This window comes from Collinsella aerofaciens (assembly GCF_015670745.1).
Classification (GTDB): domain Bacteria; phylum Actinomycetota; class Coriobacteriia; order Coriobacteriales; family Coriobacteriaceae; genus Collinsella; species Collinsella aerofaciens_T.
The window spans coordinates 41,013-64,584 of sequence record NZ_JADPCH010000006.1 but is presented as its reverse complement, the minus strand read 5'-3'; the positions used below and the strand labels follow the sequence as shown (position 1 = coordinate 64,584).

Sequence of the window (23,572 nt, the reverse complement as noted above, 5' to 3'; positions counted from 1 at the left end):
ATCCCGTCTAACTAACGCAAACCCTCTACCGCATCCGCCAGAAGAGCGGCGGCCCTATCCTGAGCCAGACCACGCGCCGCCTGACGCATGGCGTCGCGCGCCGCCGCGTCATCGACCAGGTGCAGCAGTTCATCGGCAAAGGCAAAACCGTCGATATCGGCATCGGCGCAGAGCACGCCGGCCCCGGCGTCGACCAGATAACGGGCATTGGTGGTTTGGTGGTCGGCCGTCGCATGCGGATACGGCACGAGCACCGAAGGTACGGCGAGCGCAGCGATCTCGGCCACGCTCGATGCGCCCGAACGCGAGAGCACCAAATCGGCAGCAGCCAGCATATCGCCCATGTTGTCGATGTAAGACTGGACGCGGTAACGCTTCGCCTCCTCGGGCGTCAGCGCCAAAGCGCGCTCGGTCTCCTCAAAGCCGTCGGCACCCGTCGAATGCAACACATAGAGGTTCTTGCGCGAAAGCAGCTCGTTTTTGAGCGAAACCACGCGCTCGTTGAGGTGCTGGGCGCCAAGTGAACCGCCAAAGACGAGCAGCAGCGTAGCGTCCTCGGGAACGCCAAGTGCTTTGCGGCCGCGAGCGCGATCGCCCTCGATCACCGAGCGACGTACGGGGTTGCCGGTCATGAGCACGTGGCCAGGGTCACCTTCGCGCTCAAAGACCGAACGCGCTGCCGGCACCGAGATGCACACGCGGGCGGCGTGGGAGTTCATCATCTTGTTGGCCAGGCCCGGAACAGAGTTCTGCTCATGCAGCAGATACGGAACGCCCGCGCCCTTGCACCACCCCAGCAGCGGAACCTCGACATAGGCTCCGAAACCGATGGCAGCGTCGGGCTTGCCGACCTTTGAGAAATGACCAGCGAGCGCACGCTTGGCCTTGTTGACACGCCACAGCGAGGTCAGCGCCGTCCAAGGACGGGAGCGGTCGAAGCCAGTGACCGTAATGGGCACAAAATCAAACCCAGCCTCGGGGACCAGACGACCCTCGAGCTTGCGCGACTGGCCCACGAACACAACGTGGTGGCCACGATCACGCAGCTCTTCGGCCAAGGCGAGCGCGGGGTTGATGTGTCCTGCCGTGCCGCCGGCTGCAATAGCAACGGTCATCTTATCGGTCATGGTAGTCCCTTCGTACACGCGGTCCCTGGTCGTCGGTGCGCAGACGCGCCGACGGGTCCGAGTTCAAATCGATTCGATTATATCCGCCGCCCGCGTTGCGAGGGCTGGGGCGCTGAGGACGACCTTGCGGCGCCGTTCGCTGACGCGGGCGGACTGCCGGCTCGGTCGCAGAGCCATCCAGGACGGTAAAACCGTTACGCGAAGATCGCTCGCCGCGCACGTGGGGCACGCCAGCGGTACTCTCATCCATAACGGCAAAGCTCTCGCGGCGACGGTCGTACTCATCGCGACGGGCGCTCTCGTACGAAACGCGCAGGATCAATCCGGCAAGCATAAGCGACACAATAATCGACGAACCGCCGTAGCTAATAAACGGCAACGGTTTGCCCGTCATGGGAAACACGTTGAGGATGCCCAACGCGTTAATCAAAAACTGCACCGCGAGAATGACCGCGGAGCCAGACGCCATAAGCGCGCCCCGACGATCGGTCGCCTGCTCGGCAATGCGAAACGCCGAATAGATCAGCATCGCAAACACCAAGAAGAACAGCACGGTTCCGACAAAACCGACCTCCTCGCCAATGATGGCCAGGATGTAGTCATTGTGCGCCTCGGGCAGATACGAGTACTTCATGGTTGAGTTGCCGATGCCACGGCCGAACAGACCGCCCGAGGCAAAGGCCATGATGGCAAGCGTAGCCTGATAGCCGTCACCATACTCGTCGGCCCAAGGGTTCAAGGCAACCTGAATACGCACCATACGGTACGGCTCTGCAACAAGCGCAATCACAATCACGAGAATGCCGAAGATTAGCACGCCGATGATAAATCTGGGGTCGAGACCCGCAAACAACGCCATGCACATGAGGGTCAACAGGATGATCAGGACAGTACCGAAATCGGGCTGGATAAAGATCAGAAAGAGCGAAATGCCCAAGTAGATGCCCATCTTGCGAAGGAATTCGTTGATGTTGCCACCGGGCGAAAAGAAACGATCAAGCATGATGGCCGAATACGCAATGGCAAATGGCTTTAAAAACTCGGAAGGCTGGAACTGAATGCCGGCAATGTTGAGCCAGCGCGTGGCGCCACGGCTGCCGCTGCCCACCAAGAACACCAGAAACAGTAGCCCTATCATGCCTATGAGGAAGATCCTGAGCACGTCTTCCCCAAACCAACTGTCCGGCAAGATGCGCACGATGGCAACCATAGCCAGCACGCCAACTCCGGCAAACGCGGCTTGTCGAAACAGAAAAAACGTCGCCGAGCCATTCTCGTGCAGCGCCTCGACCGAAGACGCCGAGTACACCATCAGCAGGCCAAAGCATACCAAGGTAAACAGGCAGGCCATGAATATCAAACGGGGGCGCATGATACGGGCGGGAACGCCGGCAATATAGCGTTCGCTAAACGTCTGCCCGCCGCGACCGGAACGCGGTGTGCTGCGCCGCGAGGAAGCACGGTCCGAGTCGGGCCTCCTCATACCTTGTCGGGGGCTCTCCTCTCTCACCGCAACCCCTATTCCATTTGTGATTTCGCTGTAGCGGCAAGCTGAGCCACGTAGTCCTTAAACACGCGGCCGCGCTCCTCATAGCCCGAGAACTCATCGAACGAAGAGCAGGCAGGAGAAAGTAAGATCACGTCACCACGGCTCGAAAGCGAACGGGCAACGTCCACGGCATCGCGCAGGTCATCCGCCTGGGCGATATCCACATCGCCATCGACATCAGCCTCGTCCATAGCGGCGGTGAAGCGCTCGCGCGCATCGCCAAAGCAGATGACCGAGCGCACGTTGTCCATAACGACGCGCGCGAAGTCCGTGAGCGGCGTGCCCTTATCGTGGCCACCGAGCAGCAAGATCACGTCGTCATCGGGAAATGCCGTCAGTGCCTTCTCGACCGCATCGGTGTTGGTCGCCTTGGAATCGTTGACGTAGCGCACGCCGTCAATCTCGCCACACGGCTCCACGCGGTGCTCGAGCGGCTGGAACGAGGCAAGACCGCGGCAGACACCGTCGACATCGGCACCGACCGCCAAGGCAGCCGTGGCAGCGCATAGGGCATTGATAACATTGTGATGGCCCGAGATCTTGAGCTCGGATATAGCGATGAGCGGGGTCTCGACACCCTTCAGACGCACGATCATCTTGCCATCGCGCACAAAGGCGGCATCCTCGCCCTCAGGCTCGTCAAAGGCAACCTTGCAGATGCGACGACCCGGCGTGTAGATGTACTCATCGAACTCGTGAATGCCGGCGTCTTCGACGTCGACAACCACCAGATCGTCATCGACCATATTGTCAAACAGTTTGATCTTGGCAAGCGCATAGTTCTTATGGCTCTTATGCCAGCCCAAGTGGTCGGGAGTGATGTTGAGCAGCACCGCCACGCGGGGGTGGAGCTCGGTTGTCGTAGCAATCTGATAGCTCGAGAGCTCAGCCACAAACCACTCGTTGTGGGCTCGGCCGTCAATCTCGTTGACCGGCGGCTCGCCGATGTTGCCGACAGCAACGCTGGCCTCGCCGGCAGCCTTAAGCAGATAATCAGTCAGCGACGTGGTGGTCGTCTTACCGTTGGTGCCCGTGATGGCAATCCAGTTATCGGGCGACAGGCGATAGGCAAACTCGGGCTCACCCATAATCTGGGCGGCATGCTCGCGCCCGGCCTTAAAGAAGCCCGAGAACTCCGAGATGCCCGGGCACGTCACGCATACGCCATAGGCGCCCTCGACCTGTTCGGTCCCATAGACAAACGACGCACCAGCAGCCTCGAGCGCACGCGTGGCGTCATTGGGCTCAGAGGTGCCACCGCCATACACGGTAACGGCACTTACGCGCTCGGGATGTGCCAACGCCCAGCGGGCGACATCGAGACCGGATTTGCCCTGACCCAAAACGAGCAGGCTAAAGACATCAGCAAGAGGCATGAAAGACCACTATCCCAACTGGAAGAACAGAGCAAGGCCAACGGCACCAAAGGCCGCAGCGATAATCCAAAAACGGATGACGACCTTGGTCTCGGCCCAGCCCTTCTTTTCGAAATGATGATGGATGGGCGCCATAAGGAAGACGCGCTTGTGCGTAAAGTGGAAGTAGACAACCTGAATCATGACCGACAGGGTCTCAACGATAAACAGGCCGCCGATGATGAGGGAGACGACCTCGGTGTTGGTCATGATGGACGTGCAGGCAAACGCGGCGCCCAGGGCAAGCGAGCCGGTATCGCCCATAAAGATGCTCGCCGGATAGCAGTTGAACCACAGAAAGCCCAAGCAGGCACCGGCACACGCGGTGCAGAAGATGGACAGGTTCACGTCTCCGTGCAAAAACGCCATCGCAGCCATGGCGAGCATGGCGATCATGGAGGTGCCGCCAGCAAGACCGTCAAGGCCATCGGTCAGGTTCACGGCATTAGAAAGACCGGCGATCATCAGCCAGCAAAAGACAATGTAGAGCCACGGGAACGAAAGGCCGCAGATGGTGGTCGAAAGCACGCCAAGGTCAATCGTCAGGCCGCCGGGAAAACGAATCTCGGGGGCGACGCCGCACCAGTTAACGGCAAGTACCGTAAAGGTGACACAGATAATGGTTAGGCCGATCATCTTGGCATGAGGCGTCAGACCGAGCGAGCGCCCATGCGTAACGGAGGTCAGGTCGTCGATCAGGCCCAGCACGCCGGTCGCCAGCGTGGCGAGCAGCACGAGCACGAGCTCGGTGGTGAGCTTGCCCATCAGCAGGCAGGTCAGCGAAATCGCGACGAGAATGACAACGCCACCCATGGTGGGCGTTCCCTGCTTAACCAAATGACGCTTGGGGCCGTCGGCACGAACCTGCTGGCCGATACCCTCGACCTTAAGTAGCTTGATCCACCACGGCATGAGCAGCAGCGCAATGGCAGCGGCGATGCCAAGCCCCAAAAAAGCCTGATACGTTGGATACGAGGGATTGCCGAACATGGGCTAGCACACACCTTCCACAAAGCGGTCGAGCTCAACAAAGCGGGAACCCTTGACCAGTACAACATCATGTTTTTCAAGCGCGCCGCCCATGCGGTCGAGCACCTGCTGATAATCGGAGAACACCTGGATACGGTCCTCGTCCATGCCCATCATGCGCGCGGCATCGGCCATAAGCTGGGCCAGCTCACCACCCACGCACGCCAGCATGTCGAGCTTCTTGGCGGCGGCATAGGCGCCCACGAGCTCATGCATGCGAGGAGCCTCATCGCCCATCTCGCCCATCTCGCCCAGGATCGCCATGCGAGACCCCGTGCACGAAAGCGAGCACAGCAGATCGAGACCAGCAGCCATGGATTCGGCGCTGGCGTTATAGGAATCGTCGATGACGCGGGCACCGCTCTTGGCGCGCTTGATCTCCTGGCGGTGCCCGGTGATCGTGAGGCCCCTAAAGGCAGCATCGATCTGCTCGGGCGTCACGCCCAGGCGATAGGCAACTGCGGCGGCCTTAACGGCATTTGGGACGGACTGCACGCCGGGGATGGCAAGCATGGTATCGGTCGTCTCACCCTGGCCAAAATCGAGCGTAAAGACCGGACGGCCCTCGTCATCAACACGAATGTCGCGGGCACGGACCTCATCATCGTCCGAGACGCCGGCCAGCATCACATCGATACCAGCAGGCTGGGCGAACGTATCGCGAATGAACGGCGTAAAGTCGTCCTCACCGCCCAAAACCAGCAGCGGCAAGAAGTCGCCGGCGGCGCACATACCCTGGACAATCTCGGCCTTAGCGCGGGCGATGTTCTCGCGGCTGCCCAAAATGCCGATGTGAGAGGTACCAATCTTGCTCACGATGGCAAGGTTGGGATTGGCGGACTGGGACAGGCGCTCAATCTCGTGGAAATGGTTCATGCCCATCTCGAGCACCAGGACCTCGGTATCGGCCGGAGCGGAAAGCACCGTGAGCGGCATGCCGATCAGGTTATTGAAATTGCCCTTGGTGGCCCAGACACGATAGCGCTTGGCGAGCACGGCGGCGAGCACGTCCTTGGTCGTCGTCTTGCCGATGGAACCGGTAATGCCAACGACCAGGCAGCCAAGCTCCAGGCGATACGTGTGCGCCAAACGCAGCAGAAACTCCTCGGGATCATCGGTCAGCAGGATGGCGCACCCCTTGTCCTGCGCCAGCGAGACCAGCTCAGCCTCGGGCTCACGCGTCATCACGACGGCGCCGGCACCCGACTGGACGGCACGGGAAGCAAAATCATTGCCGTCGACGTTTTCACCGGGAAAGGCGACGAAAATCGTCCCTTCCTCGACCTGGCGCGAGTCGATAACGCACCCGCGGCATACCCGATCGGCTTCTCCCGTCACGGTTCGGGCCCCTGTTGCGGCCGCGAGGTTGTTGACGGCGATCTCTATCATTGCAGCTCCCCTGTAAACCTAATAATGCTATCGGCGTATTGTATCCCAGCGCCGCACATGCGTGGTGCAGGGCATGTGAACACCCTCATATGGGACAACAAACAACGCCCCAAAGATTGTAACCCCCTACTTCGTGTGCGGGATACCCAGCACGTCGAGCGCGTTGGCCATAATGGACTGGAACGGCACCGCAGCGGCATCTGAGCCGCTCGGCGTTCCGTCGAGCGTGATATAGCACAGCACCTTGGGCGATTGTGCCGGTGCAAAGCCCATAAAGGACGACATGTAGTTCTCCTTGAGGTAGCCGCCGTTCTCGTCGGCACGTTCGGCCGTACCGGTCTTACCCGCCACGTCATAGCCGTCAACCGCGCCGCCAACGCCCGTTCCCTCGGACACGACCGTCTGCATGCACGATGTCACCTGGGATGCGGCGTCCTCCGAAATCGCGCGCTCGCCTTCACCCCAGTCCTTCTCGTCGCCTTTGCTGGACTTATAGAAGTGCGGTGTCATCATCACGCCGCCGTTGGCGATGCCGCCCACGGCACGTGCGATCTCAATCGGCGAGACGGACAGTGCCTGTCCAAAGCTCATCGAGCCCAGCGTGGCGCCGTCATACTGGTCACGCTCCTTGACGATACCCAGGCTCTCTCCCGGAAAATCGACACCCGAGCTGTGACCGATGCCCCACTTGTCCACATAGGCGGCAAAGTCGTCGGCACCGATCTTGCGCCCCACCAGGACAAAGCCCACGTTGGACGAACGGCGCATCATCTCGCGCACATCCATGGTCATGGCATAGTCGCGCTTGTCGGCATCGGTGACGGTATCGTCGCCCACCTTGATGCTCGCCGGCACCTCAAACGACGTACTCGATCGCACGACGCCCAAGTCGAAGCCGGCGCCCGCCACGAGCGTCTTAAAGACCGAGCCGGGCTCGTAGGCGTCGGTGACCAGGCGCAGATTCATATCCTCGGTCTTGGCATTCTCCAGATCGGTCTGGTCGTAGGTCGGGTACGAGCAGGCTGCCAAAATCTCGCCTGTCGTAGGATCGGTGACCAGCGCCGAGCCGTTCTTGGCCTTAGTCTTCTCAACTGCCTCTGCCAGGGCATCCTCGGCCGCACGCTGGATATTGACGTCGAGCGTCGTCACGATATCAACGCCGTCGACCGCAGCCACCTTTTTATAGGCACCGCCCGCGATATAGCTGCCGTCCCTCGCGCGCTCGCGTACGAGAGAACCGTTCGTGCCGGTCAGAAGCTTGTTGTATTGCTTTTCGAGACCCGTCAAGCCGTCGTTGTCTACATTCACTACACCCAGCACCTGCGATGCCAGATTGCCGTATGGATATACGCGCTTCATGGCCTGCTCAAAAAGCACGCCGGGCAGGTTCTTCTTCTCCAGCGCCGCAACATCGTCTTCGTCCACCTGGCGCTTGATATACACCCAGGTTCCATCGGACTCAACGAGCTTGCGGCAGGTCTTTTTATCGATTCCAGTTGCCTTGACCAGCGCCGACACCGTCTTGTCAACATCCTCGACAAGCTGCGGGTTCACGGCGATGTTGCGACATTCGACCGACGACGCCAACACGTTGCCGTTGCGGTCGTAGATGGTGCCGCGTTTGGCATAGAGGGTCTGCGCAAGCAGGCGGCGCGCATCGGCACGCTCGCGCAGTTTATCGGCTTCGACAATTTGATAGTCGGCAAGGCGAAAGACGCCCAAGCCCAAGCCAAGCCCGATGAAGCCCATGACGGCTTTGCGGCGAGGCAGAGGTGCGCCTGTGAGCCATTCGGTCGACGAACTCTTGCGCGACCTGGTGTTATGCACTTGAGGGCCGCCCGAGCCGCGAAGTCGCGACGCCGGGTCGTTGCCACGGGACTGCCCGACGTTGTAAGATTGCCGACCCGTTCCTTGATAACCAGAACGTCCCCGCGACGAGGGACGTCCAGAACCGCGGCCCCCATCGGAACCGCGGCGATAGTCATTTGTCATACTCAGCTACCGTCTTGCTACTGAGCGGTCGCGGTCGCGTTGGCGCCCGCGGCTGCATCCTGCGAAAAGTCAAGTGTAACGCTCTCGCTGGGCTCCACCATGCCATAAGCGCCCGCAAGGTCGCGAATGCGCGTGTCGGCGCCATAGACCGAATGCATGACCTCCAGGTCGGAGCTCTCATCGGTCGCCTTTTCGAGCGTGCTGGTAAGCTCGGCGTTGCTGTTGAGCACCTGGGCCGTAACGCCGGCGAGCGCCACGCGGGCGACGCCGATCGTCATGAAGATAGCCGCAATGATGCAAAACGTTTTAAGAACGCTCATGAAAACCGGGCTTACCGCCTGGTTTGCCTGACGGCCCGCGCCCGTGTAGACATCAAAGCGCGGCGCGCGCTGCTCACGGGGAGCAACGGGGGCCTGCGGCGCCTCACGATAGGCGGGCATGGCGTTCATATCATAGGCGAGTGCTGCGCTTGAAGTGTTGTAGCCCATGATATGCCGCCTCCCATCCCGAGTACGTTGGTAGTGTGTTTAAGCTTCGTTTATGGTGCGAGCGGGAGGTCCAATATCGCGCGGTCGCGCCTACAGACGCTGCGCCACGCGGATTTTGGCTGATCTCGCCCGAGGGTTGCGCTCAACCTCATCAGGCTGGGCAACCAAGGGTTTGCGGGTGATGACCTTGAGTATCGGCACGTTGCCGCACACGCACACCGGAATCTCCGGCGGACACGTGCACCCCTGGCTCATCTCCTTAAAGTGGTTCTTTACGATACGGTCCTCGAGCGAGTGATACGAGATGACGCAGATACGTCCGCCCGGGTTGAGCCACCTGGTGGCGGCATCAAGCCCTCGTTCGAGCACATCGAGCTCGTGATTGACCTCGATGCGAATGGCCTGGAAACTTTTCTTGGCCGGGTGTCCACCATGCCGACGAGCGGCAGCCGGGATACCCGCCTTGATGATCTCGACAAATTGGCCGGTGGTTTCGATCGGTTCTTGCTCGCGGCGGCGCACGATCTCGCGCGCGATCTGCGAGGCGAACTTCTCTTCGCCGTAGACGCGTAGAATCCGGGCGAGGTCGTGTTCGTTATAGGTGTTGATGACCTCAGCTGCGTTTAAGGTGTTATTACCCGGATCCATCCGCATGTCCAATGGGGCGTCCTCGTTGTACGAAAAGCCCCTGCCAGGGATATCGAGTTGCGGCGACGAAACGCCCAAGTCGAACAGGAAGCCATCGACCCCGGGCACCTCGGCCGAGCAAAGCAGCTCGTCCAAGTCGCCGAAGTTGCCCTTCAGCAGCTGGTGCGGTACGCCGGGAACCTCGCGGTCCAGACGGGCGCCAGCGGCCTCGAGGGCCATGTCGTCCTGATCGACGCCGAGCAAAAGGCCGGTCTCCCCCACCTGTGCGGCCATCTTTACCGAATGGCCGGCACCGCCAAGGGTGCAGTCGCAGACGACGGAACCGCTCTTTAGCTGCAGCGACTCAAGCACTTCGCCGAGCATGACAGGTTCATGCCGATATTCTTGTGTCAAGATCCCACGCTCCATCCGTTACTCGTGCCTTGCCCTTACGAGAAGAAGAGGTCCAGCAGGGCCTCGTCGTCATCGTCCTCATCGGCCGTAGCGCGGTCCCAAACCTCAAGGTGGTCGTAGTTGCCCACAACCGTGACCTCGCGGTCGAGGTTCGCCTGCTTGCGGAGAGACTCGGAAAGACCGATACGACCCGCGCTGTCCACATCCATCGACGTGGTGCGCTTGTTGATCGCCCTCATGAGCTTCTGGTCGTTGATGTCACGCGGGTTAAAACCCTCGTGGCCCTCACGACCCGCGAAGAGTCCTTCGACCCACTTATCGAAGGCCTCGGCAGAGAACACGTACAGAGCATCGACATCCAGGGCTTTGAACACGCGAACGTGCTCTCCAAGCTCCTCACGAAGGGGTGCAGGCAGGGATAGACGACCTTTTGCATCGAGATTGCGCTCGTATGCACCCGTCATTCCCATGTGCGCCCTCCCCTCGGTTACTCAGATGGCACGTACGCGGGGAACCACCCCGCCTGTCGACGTCATCAATAATATGGGGAACCGCCCCATTTTTCAACACCTTTCCCCCCCCCTTCCCCCACCCCGCCCCACCACTCCACTCCCAATATGTTGTAAAACACCCCCGAGCATATGTTCGAAAACACAATATGTTGTGTTTGCAGCAAAGGCGGGATGCCACCTGTAGAACCACGTCCGTGAACCTCAACCTTCAAGTTGACCTTGAGGCGATTTTTACGTCCCTTTACACGCCGTTCACATCGCCCCCAAACTCCCCCACCCACGGCACACACGGCCCACCACCGCGTCGATGTCTGGCGAAAAATGGGACGGGCCCCAGATTGCCCATGCGCGCAAAAGTGCGTCTCGGCAATCTGGGGCCCGTCCCCTTTAATATTTATAAATATGCAGGTCAGCGAGGTGCTAGCGATGTGCCAGCGGATGCGCCGCCAGATAGACCTCGGTCAGTTGCGTGCGGTCGACATGCGTGTAGACCTGCGTGGTCGAAATATCGGCATGGCCCAAAATCTCCTGCAGCACACGCAGGTCGGCACCGCCCGCGAGCATGTGGGTGGCAAAGGAGTGGCGCAGGGTGTGGGGATGGAGCCCAACCAGCCCCACCTGGCGCCCATACCGCTCGCATATCGCATGCACGGCCTGGCGCGACAGGCGACGTCCGTTCTTATTTAAAAAGACCGCCGAGGTCTCCGTCCCGTGAGCATGGGCGGCCAGGAGAGTGCGCCCGTCACCTATATAGCGTGTCAGGGCACGCGCCGCGCTTCCCACCAACGGGGCCAGACGCTCCTTGGAGCCCTTACCGCGCACCAGGACAAACCCGTCATCGATATGGATATCGCCCACATCGAGCCCAACCAGCTCACTCACGCGCAAGCCGCAACCGTAAAGCACTTCCAAGATGGCGTGATCGCGCAGTCCCATCTCGCCCTCGGGAAAGTCTTGATCGAGCAGTGCCGAGACGTCCTCCACCGAAAGGTATTCCGGCAGGCGATCTGCCTTTTTGGGCAGGCGCAACGCCGCCGTCGGGTTTTGGGCCACGGCCCCATCGCGCACCAAAAAGGCATGCAGGCCCTTCACGGCAGCAAGCGCGCGCTCCACCGAGGCGTCGGAATAGCCTCCGTCGCGGCGATCGGCAACAAAGCCCTCCACGACCTGACGGGTCACCTCTTCAAAAGACGCAATGTCAGCCCGCTCCAGATAGGCGCAGTACGTCGTCAGGTCACGACGATAGGCCGCAATCGTGTTGCGCGCCAAGCCCCGCTCGACCGCGAGGTAATCGAGATACTCCCCCGCCGCCACGGCGAGCGACGAGGGAGTAGCTTCGGTATGTTCCTTATTCGCCGGCACCCTTAGTCCGTAGCGAGGTTCTTGGGCGTCACCTGCAAGCGATCGACGCCCTCATGCTGGCCGATCGAGGCGCGTACGAACTCGCGGAACAGCGGCTGCGGGTTGGTCGGGCGGCTCTTGAACTCGGGATGAGCCTGGGTGGCCACATACCACGGATGTACGTCGCGCGGCAGCTCGACCATCTCGACCAGACGCTCGTCGGGCGAAAGACCCGAGATAACCAGACCGGCGTCCTCGAGCTGGTCACGGAAGGCGTTGTTGAACTCAAAACGGTGACGGTGACGCTCGTAGACGAGCTCCTCGCCGTATGCCTCGCGCGCGAGGGTATCGGCGGCGAGCTTGCACGGATAGGCGCCCAGGCGCATGGTGCCGCCCTTCTCGGTCACGTCCTCCTGCGAGCTCATCAGGTCGATGACACTATACGGGCCGTCCGGATCGAACTCGGAAGAGCTGGCGCCGGCAAGGCCGACCACGTTGCGGGCGAACTCGCACACGGCTACCTGCATACCCAGGCAAATGCCCAGATACGGAATCTTGTGCTCGCGGGCGAACTCGGCCGCGAGGATCTTGCCCTCCAGGGCGCGCTTGCCAAAGCCGCCAGGGACCAAGATGCCCGAGGCGTCACCCAGGACCTCGGAGACGTTCTGCTCGTCGAGGCTCTCGCCATCGACCAGCTGCACGTCAACGTGGCGATCGTAGAACACGCCCGCGTGGTGCAGGGCCTCGATAACCGACAGGTAGGCATCGGGCAGCTGCGTATACTTGCCCACGACGGCGATCTTCACCTTGTCGGCGTGCTGGTTGGCATGGTTCTGCTTGCGCAGGAACTCGTTCCACTCGCTCATGTCGCGCTCACGCGGGTCCAGACCCAGACGCTCGCAAATGCGCAGGTCAAAGTCCTGCTCGGCGAGCAGCTGCGGAACATCGTAGATGCTCGCGCAGTCCTCGTTGGTAAAGACACAGTCGGTGTCGACGTCGCAGAAGCTTGCAATCTTGCCGCGGATGGCATCGTCGATATGGTGGTCGGAGCGCAGAACGATAATATCGGGCTGGATACCAAAGCTGCGGAGCTCCTTAACGGAGTGCTGCGTCGGCTTGGTCTTGACCTCGTGGGCGGCGGCGATATAGGGAACGAGCGACACGTGGATGTAGCAGACGTTCTCGGGGCCGGCCTCCTTGCGATACTGACGAATGGCCTCGACAAACGGCTGCGACTCGATGTCACCGATGGTGCCGCCCAACTCAGTGATGACGACGTCGGAGCCGGTCTGCTCCTCAATACGACGGAACTTATCCTTAATGGCGTTCGTGACGTGCGGAATCACCTGCACGGTGCCGCCCAAAAAGTCACCGCGACGTTCACGGGCGATCAGGCTCTTATAGATGGCACCAGTCGTAAAGTTGGAATCGCGGGTCAGGTTCTCGTCAATAAAGCGCTCGTAGTGGCCCAGGTCCAGATCGGACTCGTAACCGTCCTCGGTCACAAAGACCTCACCATGCTGGAACGGGCTCATGGTGCCGGGGTCGACGTTCAGATACGGGTCGGCCTTTTGCATCGTTACCTTGTAGCCGCGCGACTTGAGCAGACGGCCCAGCGAGGCCGCGGTAATACCCTTGCCCAGAGATGAAACCACGCCGCCGGTCACGAACACATGCTTGGTCATATTGAGTTACCTGCGCTTCCCGTAGAAATTGTCGATACACATCTTACGGGTCTTCATTGTAATACTCGCGACGCGCGCCGCACGCAATTTTTCTTACGCGCAATCGCATTTCTCCATCTCGAAACAAAACGCCGTCCGGTTGCCCAGGCGGCGTCGCTTCGACTATAAATGCGCGCTGTTATCGATCGGCGACTTCGTCCTTGATCAAGTCCTGCACGAGCATACCGGCACGGACGCCCTCTAGATACCACTCGCCACGCTCCGTAAGACAAATACCATTTGCGAGCTGGCCGCCGTCTTCGCTGTAGCGCGAGACGACCTCGATGATGTCTTCGGATTCCAAGCGTTCAATTGCCGCGCGGGCACGATACGGAGACACCCCCACACGCTCGGCAAGCGTCTTGCGCGAAAAGCCATAAAATCCGCCGTTGTCTTCGGACAGCTGTGCGATCTCCATCAGCACCTGCACCTCGACACGCTTCATATCGTTGACACTCGCACGACCCTTGCCAGCCATGGCAGCCTCCTCAAACCGAGCACGGCCATCACCTGCACCGTGCGCGACCGGCACACCCCATGATGGCCGGCAACATCCATCATGCGGCATCCCCGCAAAAGGATGAAACAATTAGGGTTATTGTATACCGCCCAAATCGCTTATAGGCAGGTAAACGGGCTATTTTTAGGTTAAACGGTAGCTTTGTTGATAAAAGGGGCACACCGAATGCATACCCGATGCGCCCCTTTCAGACCAATTTATCCAGGCTTAGCGGTGGAAGAAACCACGGCGCTCGAACTTGGGCTCGCAGCACACGTTGATGCCCAGCTTGCGCAACACCGTTTCGTCAGTCGGCGAGATGATCACGCTAAAGAAGGCATCGCAGCCGCGCAGCTGCTCCAGGCCCGAAAGGACGCGGGCCGCAGTCTCGCTCGTTGCCGAGGTAATCGAGAGCGCCATAAGCGTCTCGTCGGTGTGCAGGCGCGGATTCTTGCTACCCAGGAAATGTGTCTTGAGCTTGCTGATAGGCTCGATCGCCTCATCGCTGATGACCTCGAGCTCAAGGTCAACGCCCGAGACATGCTTAAGTGCATTCATGATGAGCGAGCTCGCGGCGCCCAGGCGCGTGGAAGTCTTGCCGGTCACCACGGAGCCGTCGGGCATGACCATGGCGCCTACGGGGCCACCCGTCAGCTGCTCCCTGGTAAGGGCGGCCGAGCGTGCCGGCGAGTAATTCTTGTCGATACCGGCCTTCTTCATAATGATCTTGAGACGGTCGACTTGCTCATCGCCCACACCGGTGCGGCGCACGGCCTCGACCGCAGCAAAGTAGCGGCGGACGATCTCCATCTTGGAGGCATCGCGACAGGCATCGTCATCGGTGATGGCAAAGCCGACCATATTTACACCCATGTCAGTGGGGCTCTGGTAGGGGCTCTCCCCCAGAATCTTTTCCATCAGGGCACGAACCACCGGGAAAGCCTCGACGTCACGGTTGTAGTTGACCGTGGTCTTGTTGTAGGCCTCCAAGTGGAAGGAGTCGATGATATTGGCATCGTCGAGGTCGGCCGTTGCTGCCTCATAGGCGATGTTGACCGGATGCGTGAGGGGCAGATTCCAGACCGGGAAAGTCTCGAACTTGGCGTAGCCGGCAGCGGTGCCGTGTTTGTGCTCGTGATAGAGCTGCGACAGGCAGGTGGCGAGCTTACCCGAGCCAGGACCCGGCGCGGTGACCACGACGAGCGGACGGCTGGTCTCGACAAACTCGTTCTTGCCGTAGCCGTCGTCGGACACGATCAGGTCGACGTCGTGCGGATAGCCCTCGATGGGATAGTGCAGCTTGGCGGGAATGCCGAGCGCGTTTAGGCGATTACGGAAGACGTCAGCGGCGGGCTGGCCGGCGTACTGGGTGATAACCACGGCCGCGACGGCAAAACCGTTGCCGCGGAACAGGTCGACCAGGCGCAAAACGTCCTCGTCATAGGTAATGCCCAGGTCACCGCGAGCCTTGTTCTTCTCGATGTGGTTCGCGTTAATGGCGATGATGACCTCGACGTCGTCTGCAATGCTCTTGAGCATGCGAAACTTGCTGTCCGGCTCAAAACCCGGCAGCACGCGGCTCGCGTGATAGTCGTCAAACAGCTTGCCGCCAAACTCCAAATACAGCTTGCCGCCAAACTGCGAGATGCGCTCCTTAATATGAGCGGCCTGCAGCTCGATATACTTCGCGTTGTCGAAACCCTGGCGCATGTATGGCTCCCGTCGCGTTTCCAATTAATGTTCTAGGCGATTATAACGGAGCCCGCCCTCCCCGATACCCAGACCATCAACAGGCACCAACCAAACACGCCCACCGCAACCACCGGGGACCCGGGGTAGCTAATTTGGAGCAGGGAACAAGTCACTCCGCACCAACAATGGAAACGTCACAGGCAGAGCCAAAACCAGCAAACGTGCACCGGAACGAGCAAGCTGCCTCCTGCCTGCAACAATGGCAGCGCCGCAGGTTGAGCATAAGTCAGCGAGCGCCGTCCAGGACGTACAAGTTGGCATGAAAAAGGCAAGGCATAGACCTTCTGGTCATGCCTTGCCTTTTGAATGACAAATTGTCGTTCTGGGCGGCGCGCAGCGTCGACTGGTTGCGCGGTTCGTAGAACCGCGCAACATGAGAGCGCCCCCTCCCGCGCACGGAACGGGAGGGGGCTAAAGGTAGGAGTCTACCGGTGGGTTGACCCCACCGGACAGACGATGACCAGGTGATCCTTTACAGGATCGTCAAGGTTTCCGTGGGGTACCCGTTGGGTACTTAGAGCAGCACGCAGGCGACGGTCAGGATGACGGCGCAGACGACGGAGAGAGCGACGATGAGCTTAAGGGCAAACTTGAGCCAGGTCGTCCACTCGATCTTGGCCAGGGCGAGACCGCCCATGATGGCACCGGAGGTCGGGGTGAACAGGTTCACGACACCGATAGCAGCGGAGAAGATCATGACCATGACCTCGGGCGAGAAGCCGAGCTTAACAGCCAGCGGTCCCATGATGGGCATGGAGACGGTGGCCATACCGGAGGTCGAGGGGATCAGGAAGGACAGGCCGAAGTAAACCAGGAAGCTCATGGGAGCGAAGATCACGCCGGACAGGCCAGCCAGGGCATTGGCGGCAGCGTCGAGGACGAAGACGTCGAGGCCGGTGTTAGCCATGAGGACGGAGATACCACGGGCGAGGGCGATGACGAGAACAACGGACATCATGTCGGCAGCGCCGGTGATGAAGGTGTTGACGATCTGCTTCTCGGACAGGCCACCGATGATACCGATCAGGACGGCCATGAGGAAGAACCAGGTGGAAGCCTCGTCGAAGTACCACTGGCCAATGGGCAGGCCGGTGATCAGGGCAGACCAGCCCTGGACGACGGCGTTACCGTCGGCGTCGTAGACAGCGCCAGCGTCGAAGAAGTTGGCGACGCCCTCGTTGAGGTCGGCCAGCGGGATGAAGCCGACGATCATGACGACGAAGGTGAAGGCGAAGGCGATCAGAACACCCTTCTGACGACCGGTGAGCTTGACCTCCTTGTGGACCTCGGAAGCAGCCTTGCCGTGAGCCTCTTCGGCGTCCTTGAGCTCCTGCATCGACAGGATGGTGGAACCCTTGTCAGCCTTGACCTTCTTGGCATAGTTCATCACGAAGACGATGGACATAGCGGTGGTGACAATCCACAGGACGGCACCGAGGCCGATGATGATGGACTGGTTGACCTCAATGCCAACGCCGGTCAGAGCGTCGACGGCAGCGCCGACGGCGAACGGGTTAACCGTGGAGCCCAGGCAGCCGCAGCCAGCGCCGAGCAGGACGGTAGCGGCGCCGACCATGGGGTCGAAGCCAGCGGCCATCATGGTAGCGGCGAGCAGGGCGTAGAAGGGAACGGTCTCCTCGCACATACCATAGGTGGTACCACCGAGAGAGAAGATGAGCATCAGCACGGGAATGAGCATGATCTCGTTGCCCTTAAGCTTCTGCACCAGAACGGCGATGCCGTTGTCCAGGGCGCCGGTCTCGGTCATCATACCGAGGAAGCCGCCCAGGATCATAACGAAGAGGCAGACGGGCAGAGCGTCAGCGAAGCCCAGGATCGGGGCGGTGCAGAAATCGCTCAGACGGGCTGCAGTAACCGCGCCGCCGGACGTGCCGGAGACGATAACGGTAATCACTGCAACAATTGCCAGCAGAGCTAGAAGAATGGTGAACGATGAAGGCATACCGCGCTTTTTCTTAGCGGTCTCAGTCATAGTTCTCATCCCCCCTTCATAAATCATTTAACTTTCTCGCGCGAAGCGGATCTTCCGTGCCGTGCCCACCGCCCGACGCGAGATATTTACCAGACAAAGCCGCTCGGGGTGTGCAGCAAGACACCCCGAGCGAGATGCTAGATGCTCTTACTTGAGCGTGGCGTACATGACAGCCTTAATGGTGTGCATGCGGTTCTCGGCCTCGTCGAAGACCTTGGAAGCGGGGCTCTCGAAGACCTCGTCGGTGACCTCCTGCTCGGTGATGCCGAACTGCTCGCACTTCTCGGCGCCAATCGTGGTGTTGGTGTCGTGGAAGCTGGGCAGGCAGTGCAGGAAGATGGCACCCGGGTTGGCCATAGCCATGACCTCGGAGGTGACACGATACGGGGTGAGCTGAGCGATGCGCTCAGCCCAGACCTCGTCGGGCTCGCCCATGGAGACCCACACGTCGGTGTAGATAACGTCGGCACCGGTGACGCCGTCCTTGACGTCGGTGGTCAGCTTGATGGTGCAGCCGTTGGCCTCGGCGATGGGCTTGCAGGCCTCGATGACGTCGTCGGCGGGCATGCACTCCTCGGGGCCGCAGGCCACGAAGTTCATGCCGAGCTTGGAGCAGACAACCATGAGGGAGCGAGCAACGTTGTTCTTGCAGTCGCCCATGAAGACGAGGGTCTTACCCTTGATGTCGTAGTTGAAGTTCTCCTGGACGGTCAGGATGTCGGCAAGCATCTGGGTGGGGTGCCACTCGGTGGTCAGGCCGTTCCACACGGGCACGCCGGACTTGGCAGCGAGCTCCTCGACGTCGTCCTGGGCAAAGCCACGGAACTCGATGCCGTCATACATGCGGCCGAGAACGCGGGCGGTGTCCTCGATGGACTCCTTCTTGCCCATCTGCGACGAACCGGGATCGAGGTAGGTGACGCCCATGCCCAGATCCATGCCGCCGACCTCGAAGGCGCAGCGGGTACGAGTGGAGGTCTTCTGGAAGAGCAGAACGATGTTCTTGCCCTCGAGATAGCGGTGCGGAACGCCAGCGCGCTTCATGTCCTTGAAGTTCTTGGAAAGCTTGAGCAGGTACTCGATCTCCTCGGTGGTGAGGTCGAGAAGCTTGAGGAAGCTACGGCCGGAGAGGTTAACACCCATGGTTCGTTTCCTTTCGAAAAAATGAATTACGTAAGTATTAGTGTTGCCCGTTTGACGGGCGAAACCGGTGCGGTTGTAGGGGGACCGCACCGGAAACGGAAAGACTTAGAGGTCCTCGCGCCAGAAGGGCATGCTCATGCAGCGCGGGCCGCCGCGGCCGCGGGAGAGCTCGGCGGAGGGCACGACGAGAAGGTCCAGGCCCTCCTTGTACAGCACGTCGTTGGTGACGGTGTTGCGGGCGTAGACGCAAATCTTGCCGGGCTCGACGCACAGGGTGTTGGAGCCGTCGTTCCACTGCTCGCGGGAGGCCGCGATCGGGTCGCCGCCGCCGCAGGGGATCAGCTTGACCTGGTCGACGCCGGTGGCGTCCTCCAGGACGTGCTCGAGGGTGTCCTCGATCAGGCGGATGTTCACGTCGCCCGGGTTCTTGCCGGCGGTCAGCTCGTAGACGCGCAGGGTGCCCATGATGGCGGGGTGGATCGTGAACTTATCGACGTCGATCTGGGTGAAGACCGTGTCGAGGTGCATGAAGGCGCGCGAGACCGCGACGTCGAAGGCCAGGATGCGCTCGACCTTGGAGTCGGAGTTCCAGAAGATGTTCTGGGCCATGACGTCGATGGCCGCGGCCTGGGTGCGCTGGGAGATGCCGACGGCGAGGGTCTTCTCGTTGATGTTCAGCACGTCGCCGCCCTCGGTGTGGAACTGGCAGTCGCGGCGGAAGTACAGGGAGACGTCCTTGTAGTCGGGGTGGTACTTGAAGACGTACTTGCCGTACAGGGTGTCGCGGTTGCGGGTGACCGAGTACATGCGGTTGAGGTTGACGCCCTCGCCGACGACCGCGAACGGGTCGCGGGTGAAGTAGAGGTTGGGCATCGGGTCGATGATCAGGTCGGACTCGGACTCGGAGTTGACCAGGGAGTCGAGGGTCGTGGACGCCGTGAGGGGCATGTCGATCTCGGCCTTGGTCATGCCGGCCATGGTCTTCTTGACGAACTCGAGGTTGTCCTCGATGGAGTCCAGCTTCTCGCGGACGATCTGCGGCATGTGCTGGCCGCGGATGCCGGCCTCGGCGATGTACTGGTCGGTGAACTCGGCGCGGGCGCCGGGGACCTGGTCGAACACCTCGGCGACGAGGTTCTCGAGGTAGAGCACCTCGACGCCCTGGTCCCTCAGGATCTGGGCGAAGGTGTCGTGCTCCTGCTGCGCGACCTCCAGGAACGGGACGTCGTCGAACAGGAGTCGCTCGAGCTCGTCGGGCGGCAGGTTGAGGAGCTCGTCGCCGGGACGGTGCAGGCAGACCTTCCTGAGCTTGCCGATCTCGGAAGGCACGTGCAGACCTTTCGTCATGGCCTCCTACCTTTCTTTCGGGCCCCTGTCAGGGCCGATTCGTTAGCGCCCCTCCGTGTGAGGCGTTATTGCTGACGACATATTTATATCCAAAATCAGTCCATACTTCCACCTCGCCCCCGAACGGTTTTATATGAGGGGTGAACGGCATACACATATACTTCACGCATGGCATACTTTGATTAAATAAAGTGGATTTACGTGCTTAAACGCTTTTTAACCGCAAGATCAATTGAAACTAACCTTTGTTAAACCACCCTCAAATTGCATATTTCGCGCAACGATATGAATAGAATTCGCAATTCTTGCTGTGTCTCAACCATTTTGATTTTTATTCAGAATAAAGTTCGTCCTATTCATTTTTGGCAAACAGGTTACCGTTTACCAGACGTTGGATACCGTTCACCGGAAGCTCAGTATAAGGCCCGTCGAATACCCGATAGATCTTGCGTCTCCATTTGTAACAACTTGTCTTTTCCGGCGGCAAAGACAAACAGACCCGTTCCCCAAAAGGGAGCGGGTCTGCATTCGGTACACCTAGGGCCCAGTAAGGTTTAGGCCTTCGAGAACCCCAAGGGACTAGCGATCGAACTCGGCCAGTGCCTCGCCCAGAAGCCTCAGACCCTCGCGAAGAACATCTTCGCTCGCGCAGTAGCCCAGGCGCGCTCCGCAGGGAAGCTCAAAGCGGCTACCGGGTACCAGCAGCACTCCCCTCTCGGACAGCAGGCGCTTGCAGAACTCCTCATCGTCCTCGGGAATATCCAGTTGGATAAACGAGGTAGACACGCCCCGCGGAGCCGTCCAGGAAACGCGATGCTGCGTATCGATCCAAGCCTGCGCGATATCGCGGTTGCCAAACACGATCTTGCGGTTGCGCTCGAGAATCTTGTCCTTGTGCTCGAGCACGTAGGTCGCCAAAGCATCGTTAAACACGCCACCGCAGATCATGGTGTAATCGCGATAGGTACGGATGCGGTTGGACACCTCTTCGTCCGCAACGACCCAGCCCACGCGGGCTGCAGGCGTCGAATAGGTCTTAGACACCGAGTTGGTGACAATGGCCCTCTCATACACGTCGGCCATCGACATAAAGGACTCGGTGTTCTCGAGCGGCAGATACACCTCGTCGCACAGCACGTAGGCGCCCACCGAACGGGCAATCTCGGCAATCTGCCCGAGCGTATCGGCATCAAGCACCGTACCGATGGGGTTCGATGCGTTATTGATGCAGATGAGCTTCGTGTTGGGGCGAACGAGGCGCTTGAGCTGATCGATATCGGGTTTCCATCCGAGCTCCTCGCGAAGCTCCCAAAACTCGACCTCGGCACCGAGCGTACGCGGAATCTCATAGAGCGGCGCGTAGGTGGGCCACTCGGCGATGACATGGTCGCCGGGCCCGACAACGGCCATGATGGCGTTGAGGTTGGCGCCCGTGCAGCCATTGGTCTGCAGAATGTGATCGGGATTGACCTCGCAACGATACAGCTTGGCGACCTCGGCCTTAAACTCCGGCGAACCCTCGATCCAGCCGTAGTTCATCTTCTCGCGATCCAGACGCTCGTAGAACGTAGCGCCGTCCTGCTCGTCGAGCGCGCGAAGCTCGCCCATGGTCAGCGATGAGATCGTCGACTGGGCAATGTCCCACGTAGCGCTCTTCTCCCAAACGTTGAGCCATTCCTCAACGCCAATTGTCTTGATATCCATGACTAAGCTCCAATCGCTAGAACACGAGGATGATGCCGGCAAAGGTCATGGGAATCGAGATGATGCCCAAAAGGCAAAGAAGCCGACACCGTTGGGGTATCAACGTGACCGCCTCTAGACATAATGGACACCTTATCTGATGCTAATTTAGCTTATTTGACAAGAATGGGGCGGTGCGAAAAACCCGCACCGCCCCATTTGGAGACATCTAATGGCAGCTAGATGTTTGTATTAAGACCCGTACGGATCTTTGAAAACCTTAGAGGTCCTCGCGCCAGAAGGGCATGCTCATGCAGCGCGGGCCGCCGCGGCCGCGGGAGAGCTCGGCGGAGGGCACGACGAGAAGGTCCAGGCCCTCCTTGTACAGCACGTCGTTGGTGACGGTGTTGCGGGCGTAGACGCAGATCTTGCCGGGCTCGACGCACAGGGTGTTGGAGCCGTCGTTCCACTGCTCGCGGGAGGCCGCGATCGGGTCGCCGCCGCCGCAGGGGATCAGCTTGACCTGGTCGACGCCGGTGGCGTCCTCCAGGACGTGCTCGAGGGTGTCCTCGATCAGGCGGATGTTCACGTCGCCCGGGTTCTTGCCGGCGGTCAGCTCGTAGACGCGCAGGGTGCCCATGATGGCGGGGTGGATCGTGAACTTATCGACGTCGATCTGGGTGAAGACCGTGTCGAGGTGCATGAAGGCGCGCGAGACCGGGATGTCGAAGGCCAGGATGCGCTCGACCTTGGAGTCGGAGTTCCAGAAGATGTTCTGGGCCATGACGTCGATGGCCGCGGCCTGGGTGCGCGGGGAGATGCCGACGGCGAGGGTCTGCTCGTTGATGTTCAGCGCGTCGCCGCCCTCGGTGTGGAACTGGCAGTCGCGGCGGAAGTACAGGGAGACGTCCTTGTAGTCGGGGTGGTACTTGAAGACGTACTTGCCGTACAGGGTCTCGCGGTTGCGGGTGACCGAGTACATGCGGTTGAGGTTGACGCCCTCGCCGACGACCGCGAACGGGTCGCGGGTGAAGTAGAGGTTGGGCATCGGGTCGATGATCAGGTCGGACTCGGACTCGGAGTTGACCAGGGAGTCGAGGGTCGTGGACGCCGTGAGGGGCATGTCGATCTCGGCCTTGGTCATGCCGGCCATGGTCTTCTTGACGAACTCGAGGTTGTCCTCGATGGAGTCCAGCTTCTCGCGGACGATCTGCGGCATGTGCTGGCCGCGGATGCCGGCCTCGGCGATGTACTGGTCGGTGAACTCGGCGCGGGCGCCGGGGACCTGGTCGAACACCTCGGCGACGAGGTTCTCGAGGTAGAGCACCTCGACGCCCTGGTCCCTCAGGATCTGGGCGAAGGTGTCGTGCTCCTGCTGCGCGACCTCCAGGAACGGGACGTCGTCGAACAGGAGTCGCTCGAGCTCGTCGGGCGGCAGGTTGAGGAGCTCGTCGCCGGGACGGTGCAGGCAGACCTTCCTGAGCTTGCCGATCTCGGAAGGCACGTGCAGACCTTTCGTCATGGCCTCCTACCTTTCTTTCGGGCCTT

18 protein-coding genes are annotated in these 23,572 nt (G+C 60.4%); all 18 read right to left on the bottom strand.

The window, feature by feature from the left end; translation table 11 throughout:
• Positions 1-11: 11 nt before the first annotated feature.
• The gene (murG, locus tag I4W07_RS03510) at positions 12-1,127 is read right to left on the bottom strand and encodes an undecaprenyldiphospho-muramoylpentapeptide beta-N-acetylglucosaminyltransferase (RefSeq protein ID WP_195361176.1); all 1,116 of its coding nucleotides are present in this window, start codon (positions 1,125-1,127) and stop codon (positions 12-14) included.
• Positions 1,117-2,610, bottom strand: coding sequence for a putative lipid II flippase FtsW (gene ftsW, locus I4W07_RS03505; protein ID WP_195361177.1), 1,494 nt, complete (start codon positions 2,608-2,610; stop codon positions 1,117-1,119). The genes murG and ftsW overlap by 11 nt, the downstream gene beginning before the upstream one ends.
• Before the next feature lie 35 nt (positions 2,611-2,645).
• The gene (gene murD, locus I4W07_RS03500) at positions 2,646-4,052 is read right to left on the bottom strand and encodes a UDP-N-acetylmuramoyl-L-alanine--D-glutamate ligase (protein ID WP_196025626.1); all 1,407 of its coding nucleotides are present in this window, start codon (positions 4,050-4,052) and stop codon (positions 2,646-2,648) included.
• A 9-nt stretch (positions 4,053-4,061) separates the two neighbouring features.
• On the bottom strand, positions 4,062-5,081 hold the full coding sequence (gene mraY / locus I4W07_RS03495; RefSeq protein ID WP_006234262.1) for a phospho-N-acetylmuramoyl-pentapeptide-transferase: 1,020 nt from the start codon (positions 5,079-5,081) through the stop codon (positions 4,062-4,064).
• A gap of 3 nt (positions 5,082-5,084) precedes the next feature.
• Positions 5,085-6,509, bottom strand: a complete 1,425-nt coding sequence (locus tag I4W07_RS03490) for a UDP-N-acetylmuramoyl-tripeptide--D-alanyl-D-alanine ligase (protein ID WP_195239097.1) — start codon at positions 6,507-6,509, stop codon at positions 5,085-5,087.
• A gap of 126 nt (positions 6,510-6,635) precedes the next feature.
• Positions 6,636-8,258 (bottom strand): peptidoglycan D,D-transpeptidase FtsI family protein, encoded by a 1,623-nt coding sequence (locus tag I4W07_RS03485; protein WP_055309809.1) that lies wholly within the window; start codon positions 8,256-8,258, stop codon positions 6,636-6,638.
• Positions 8,259-8,518: 260 nt separating this feature from the next.
• A complete protein-coding gene (locus I4W07_RS03480; RefSeq protein WP_196025625.1) occupies positions 8,519-8,989 on the bottom strand; it encodes a hypothetical protein in 471 nt (156 codons plus the stop codon).
• Positions 8,990-9,079: 90 nt separating this feature from the next.
• A complete protein-coding gene (rsmH, locus tag I4W07_RS03475) occupies positions 9,080-10,045 on the bottom strand; it encodes a 16S rRNA (cytosine(1402)-N(4))-methyltransferase RsmH (RefSeq protein ID WP_117584231.1) in 966 nt (321 codons plus the stop codon).
• Between the two features lie 20 nt (positions 10,046-10,065).
• A complete protein-coding gene (locus I4W07_RS03470; RefSeq protein WP_035137949.1) occupies positions 10,066-10,500 on the bottom strand; it encodes a division/cell wall cluster transcriptional repressor MraZ in 435 nt (144 codons plus the stop codon).
• A gap of 462 nt (positions 10,501-10,962) precedes the next feature.
• Positions 10,963-11,904, bottom strand: coding sequence for a site-specific tyrosine recombinase XerD (gene xerD, locus I4W07_RS03465; RefSeq protein ID WP_196025624.1), 942 nt, complete (start codon positions 11,902-11,904; stop codon positions 10,963-10,965).
• Between the two features lie 2 nt (positions 11,905-11,906).
• Entirely contained in the window at positions 11,907-13,568 is a 1,662-nt protein-coding gene (locus I4W07_RS03460) for a CTP synthase (RefSeq protein ID WP_196025623.1), read from the bottom strand.
• A 178-nt stretch (positions 13,569-13,746) separates the two neighbouring features.
• Entirely contained in the window at positions 13,747-14,085 is a 339-nt protein-coding gene (locus tag I4W07_RS03455) for a helix-turn-helix domain-containing protein (RefSeq protein WP_196025622.1), read from the bottom strand.
• Between the two features lie 249 nt (positions 14,086-14,334).
• The gene (locus I4W07_RS03450) at positions 14,335-15,816 is read right to left on the bottom strand and encodes a DUF1846 domain-containing protein (RefSeq protein ID WP_196025621.1); all 1,482 of its coding nucleotides are present in this window, start codon (positions 15,814-15,816) and stop codon (positions 14,335-14,337) included.
• A gap of 556 nt (positions 15,817-16,372) precedes the next feature.
• Positions 16,373-17,860 carry a YfcC family protein gene (locus I4W07_RS03445; RefSeq protein ID WP_412766505.1) on the bottom strand — a complete coding sequence of 496 codons (1,488 nt, stop codon included), beginning with the start codon at positions 17,858-17,860 and terminating at the stop codon, positions 16,373-16,375.
• A 138-nt stretch (positions 17,861-17,998) separates the two neighbouring features.
• Entirely contained in the window at positions 17,999-18,994 is a 996-nt protein-coding gene (argF, locus tag I4W07_RS03440; RefSeq protein ID WP_006234279.1) for an ornithine carbamoyltransferase, read from the bottom strand.
• Positions 18,995-19,099: 105 nt separating this feature from the next.
• Positions 19,100-20,341: an arginine deiminase gene (arcA, locus tag I4W07_RS03435; RefSeq protein ID WP_196025619.1), complete on the bottom strand. Its 1,242-nt coding sequence runs from the start codon at positions 20,339-20,341 to the stop codon at positions 19,100-19,102.
• Between the two features lie 579 nt (positions 20,342-20,920).
• A complete protein-coding gene (locus I4W07_RS03430; protein ID WP_196025618.1) occupies positions 20,921-22,045 on the bottom strand; it encodes an aminotransferase in 1,125 nt (374 codons plus the stop codon).
• Between the two features lie 259 nt (positions 22,046-22,304).
• Positions 22,305-23,546, bottom strand: a complete 1,242-nt coding sequence (locus I4W07_RS03425) for an arginine deiminase (protein ID WP_196025617.1) — start codon at positions 23,544-23,546, stop codon at positions 22,305-22,307.
• Between the last annotated feature and the right edge of the window lie 26 nt (positions 23,547-23,572).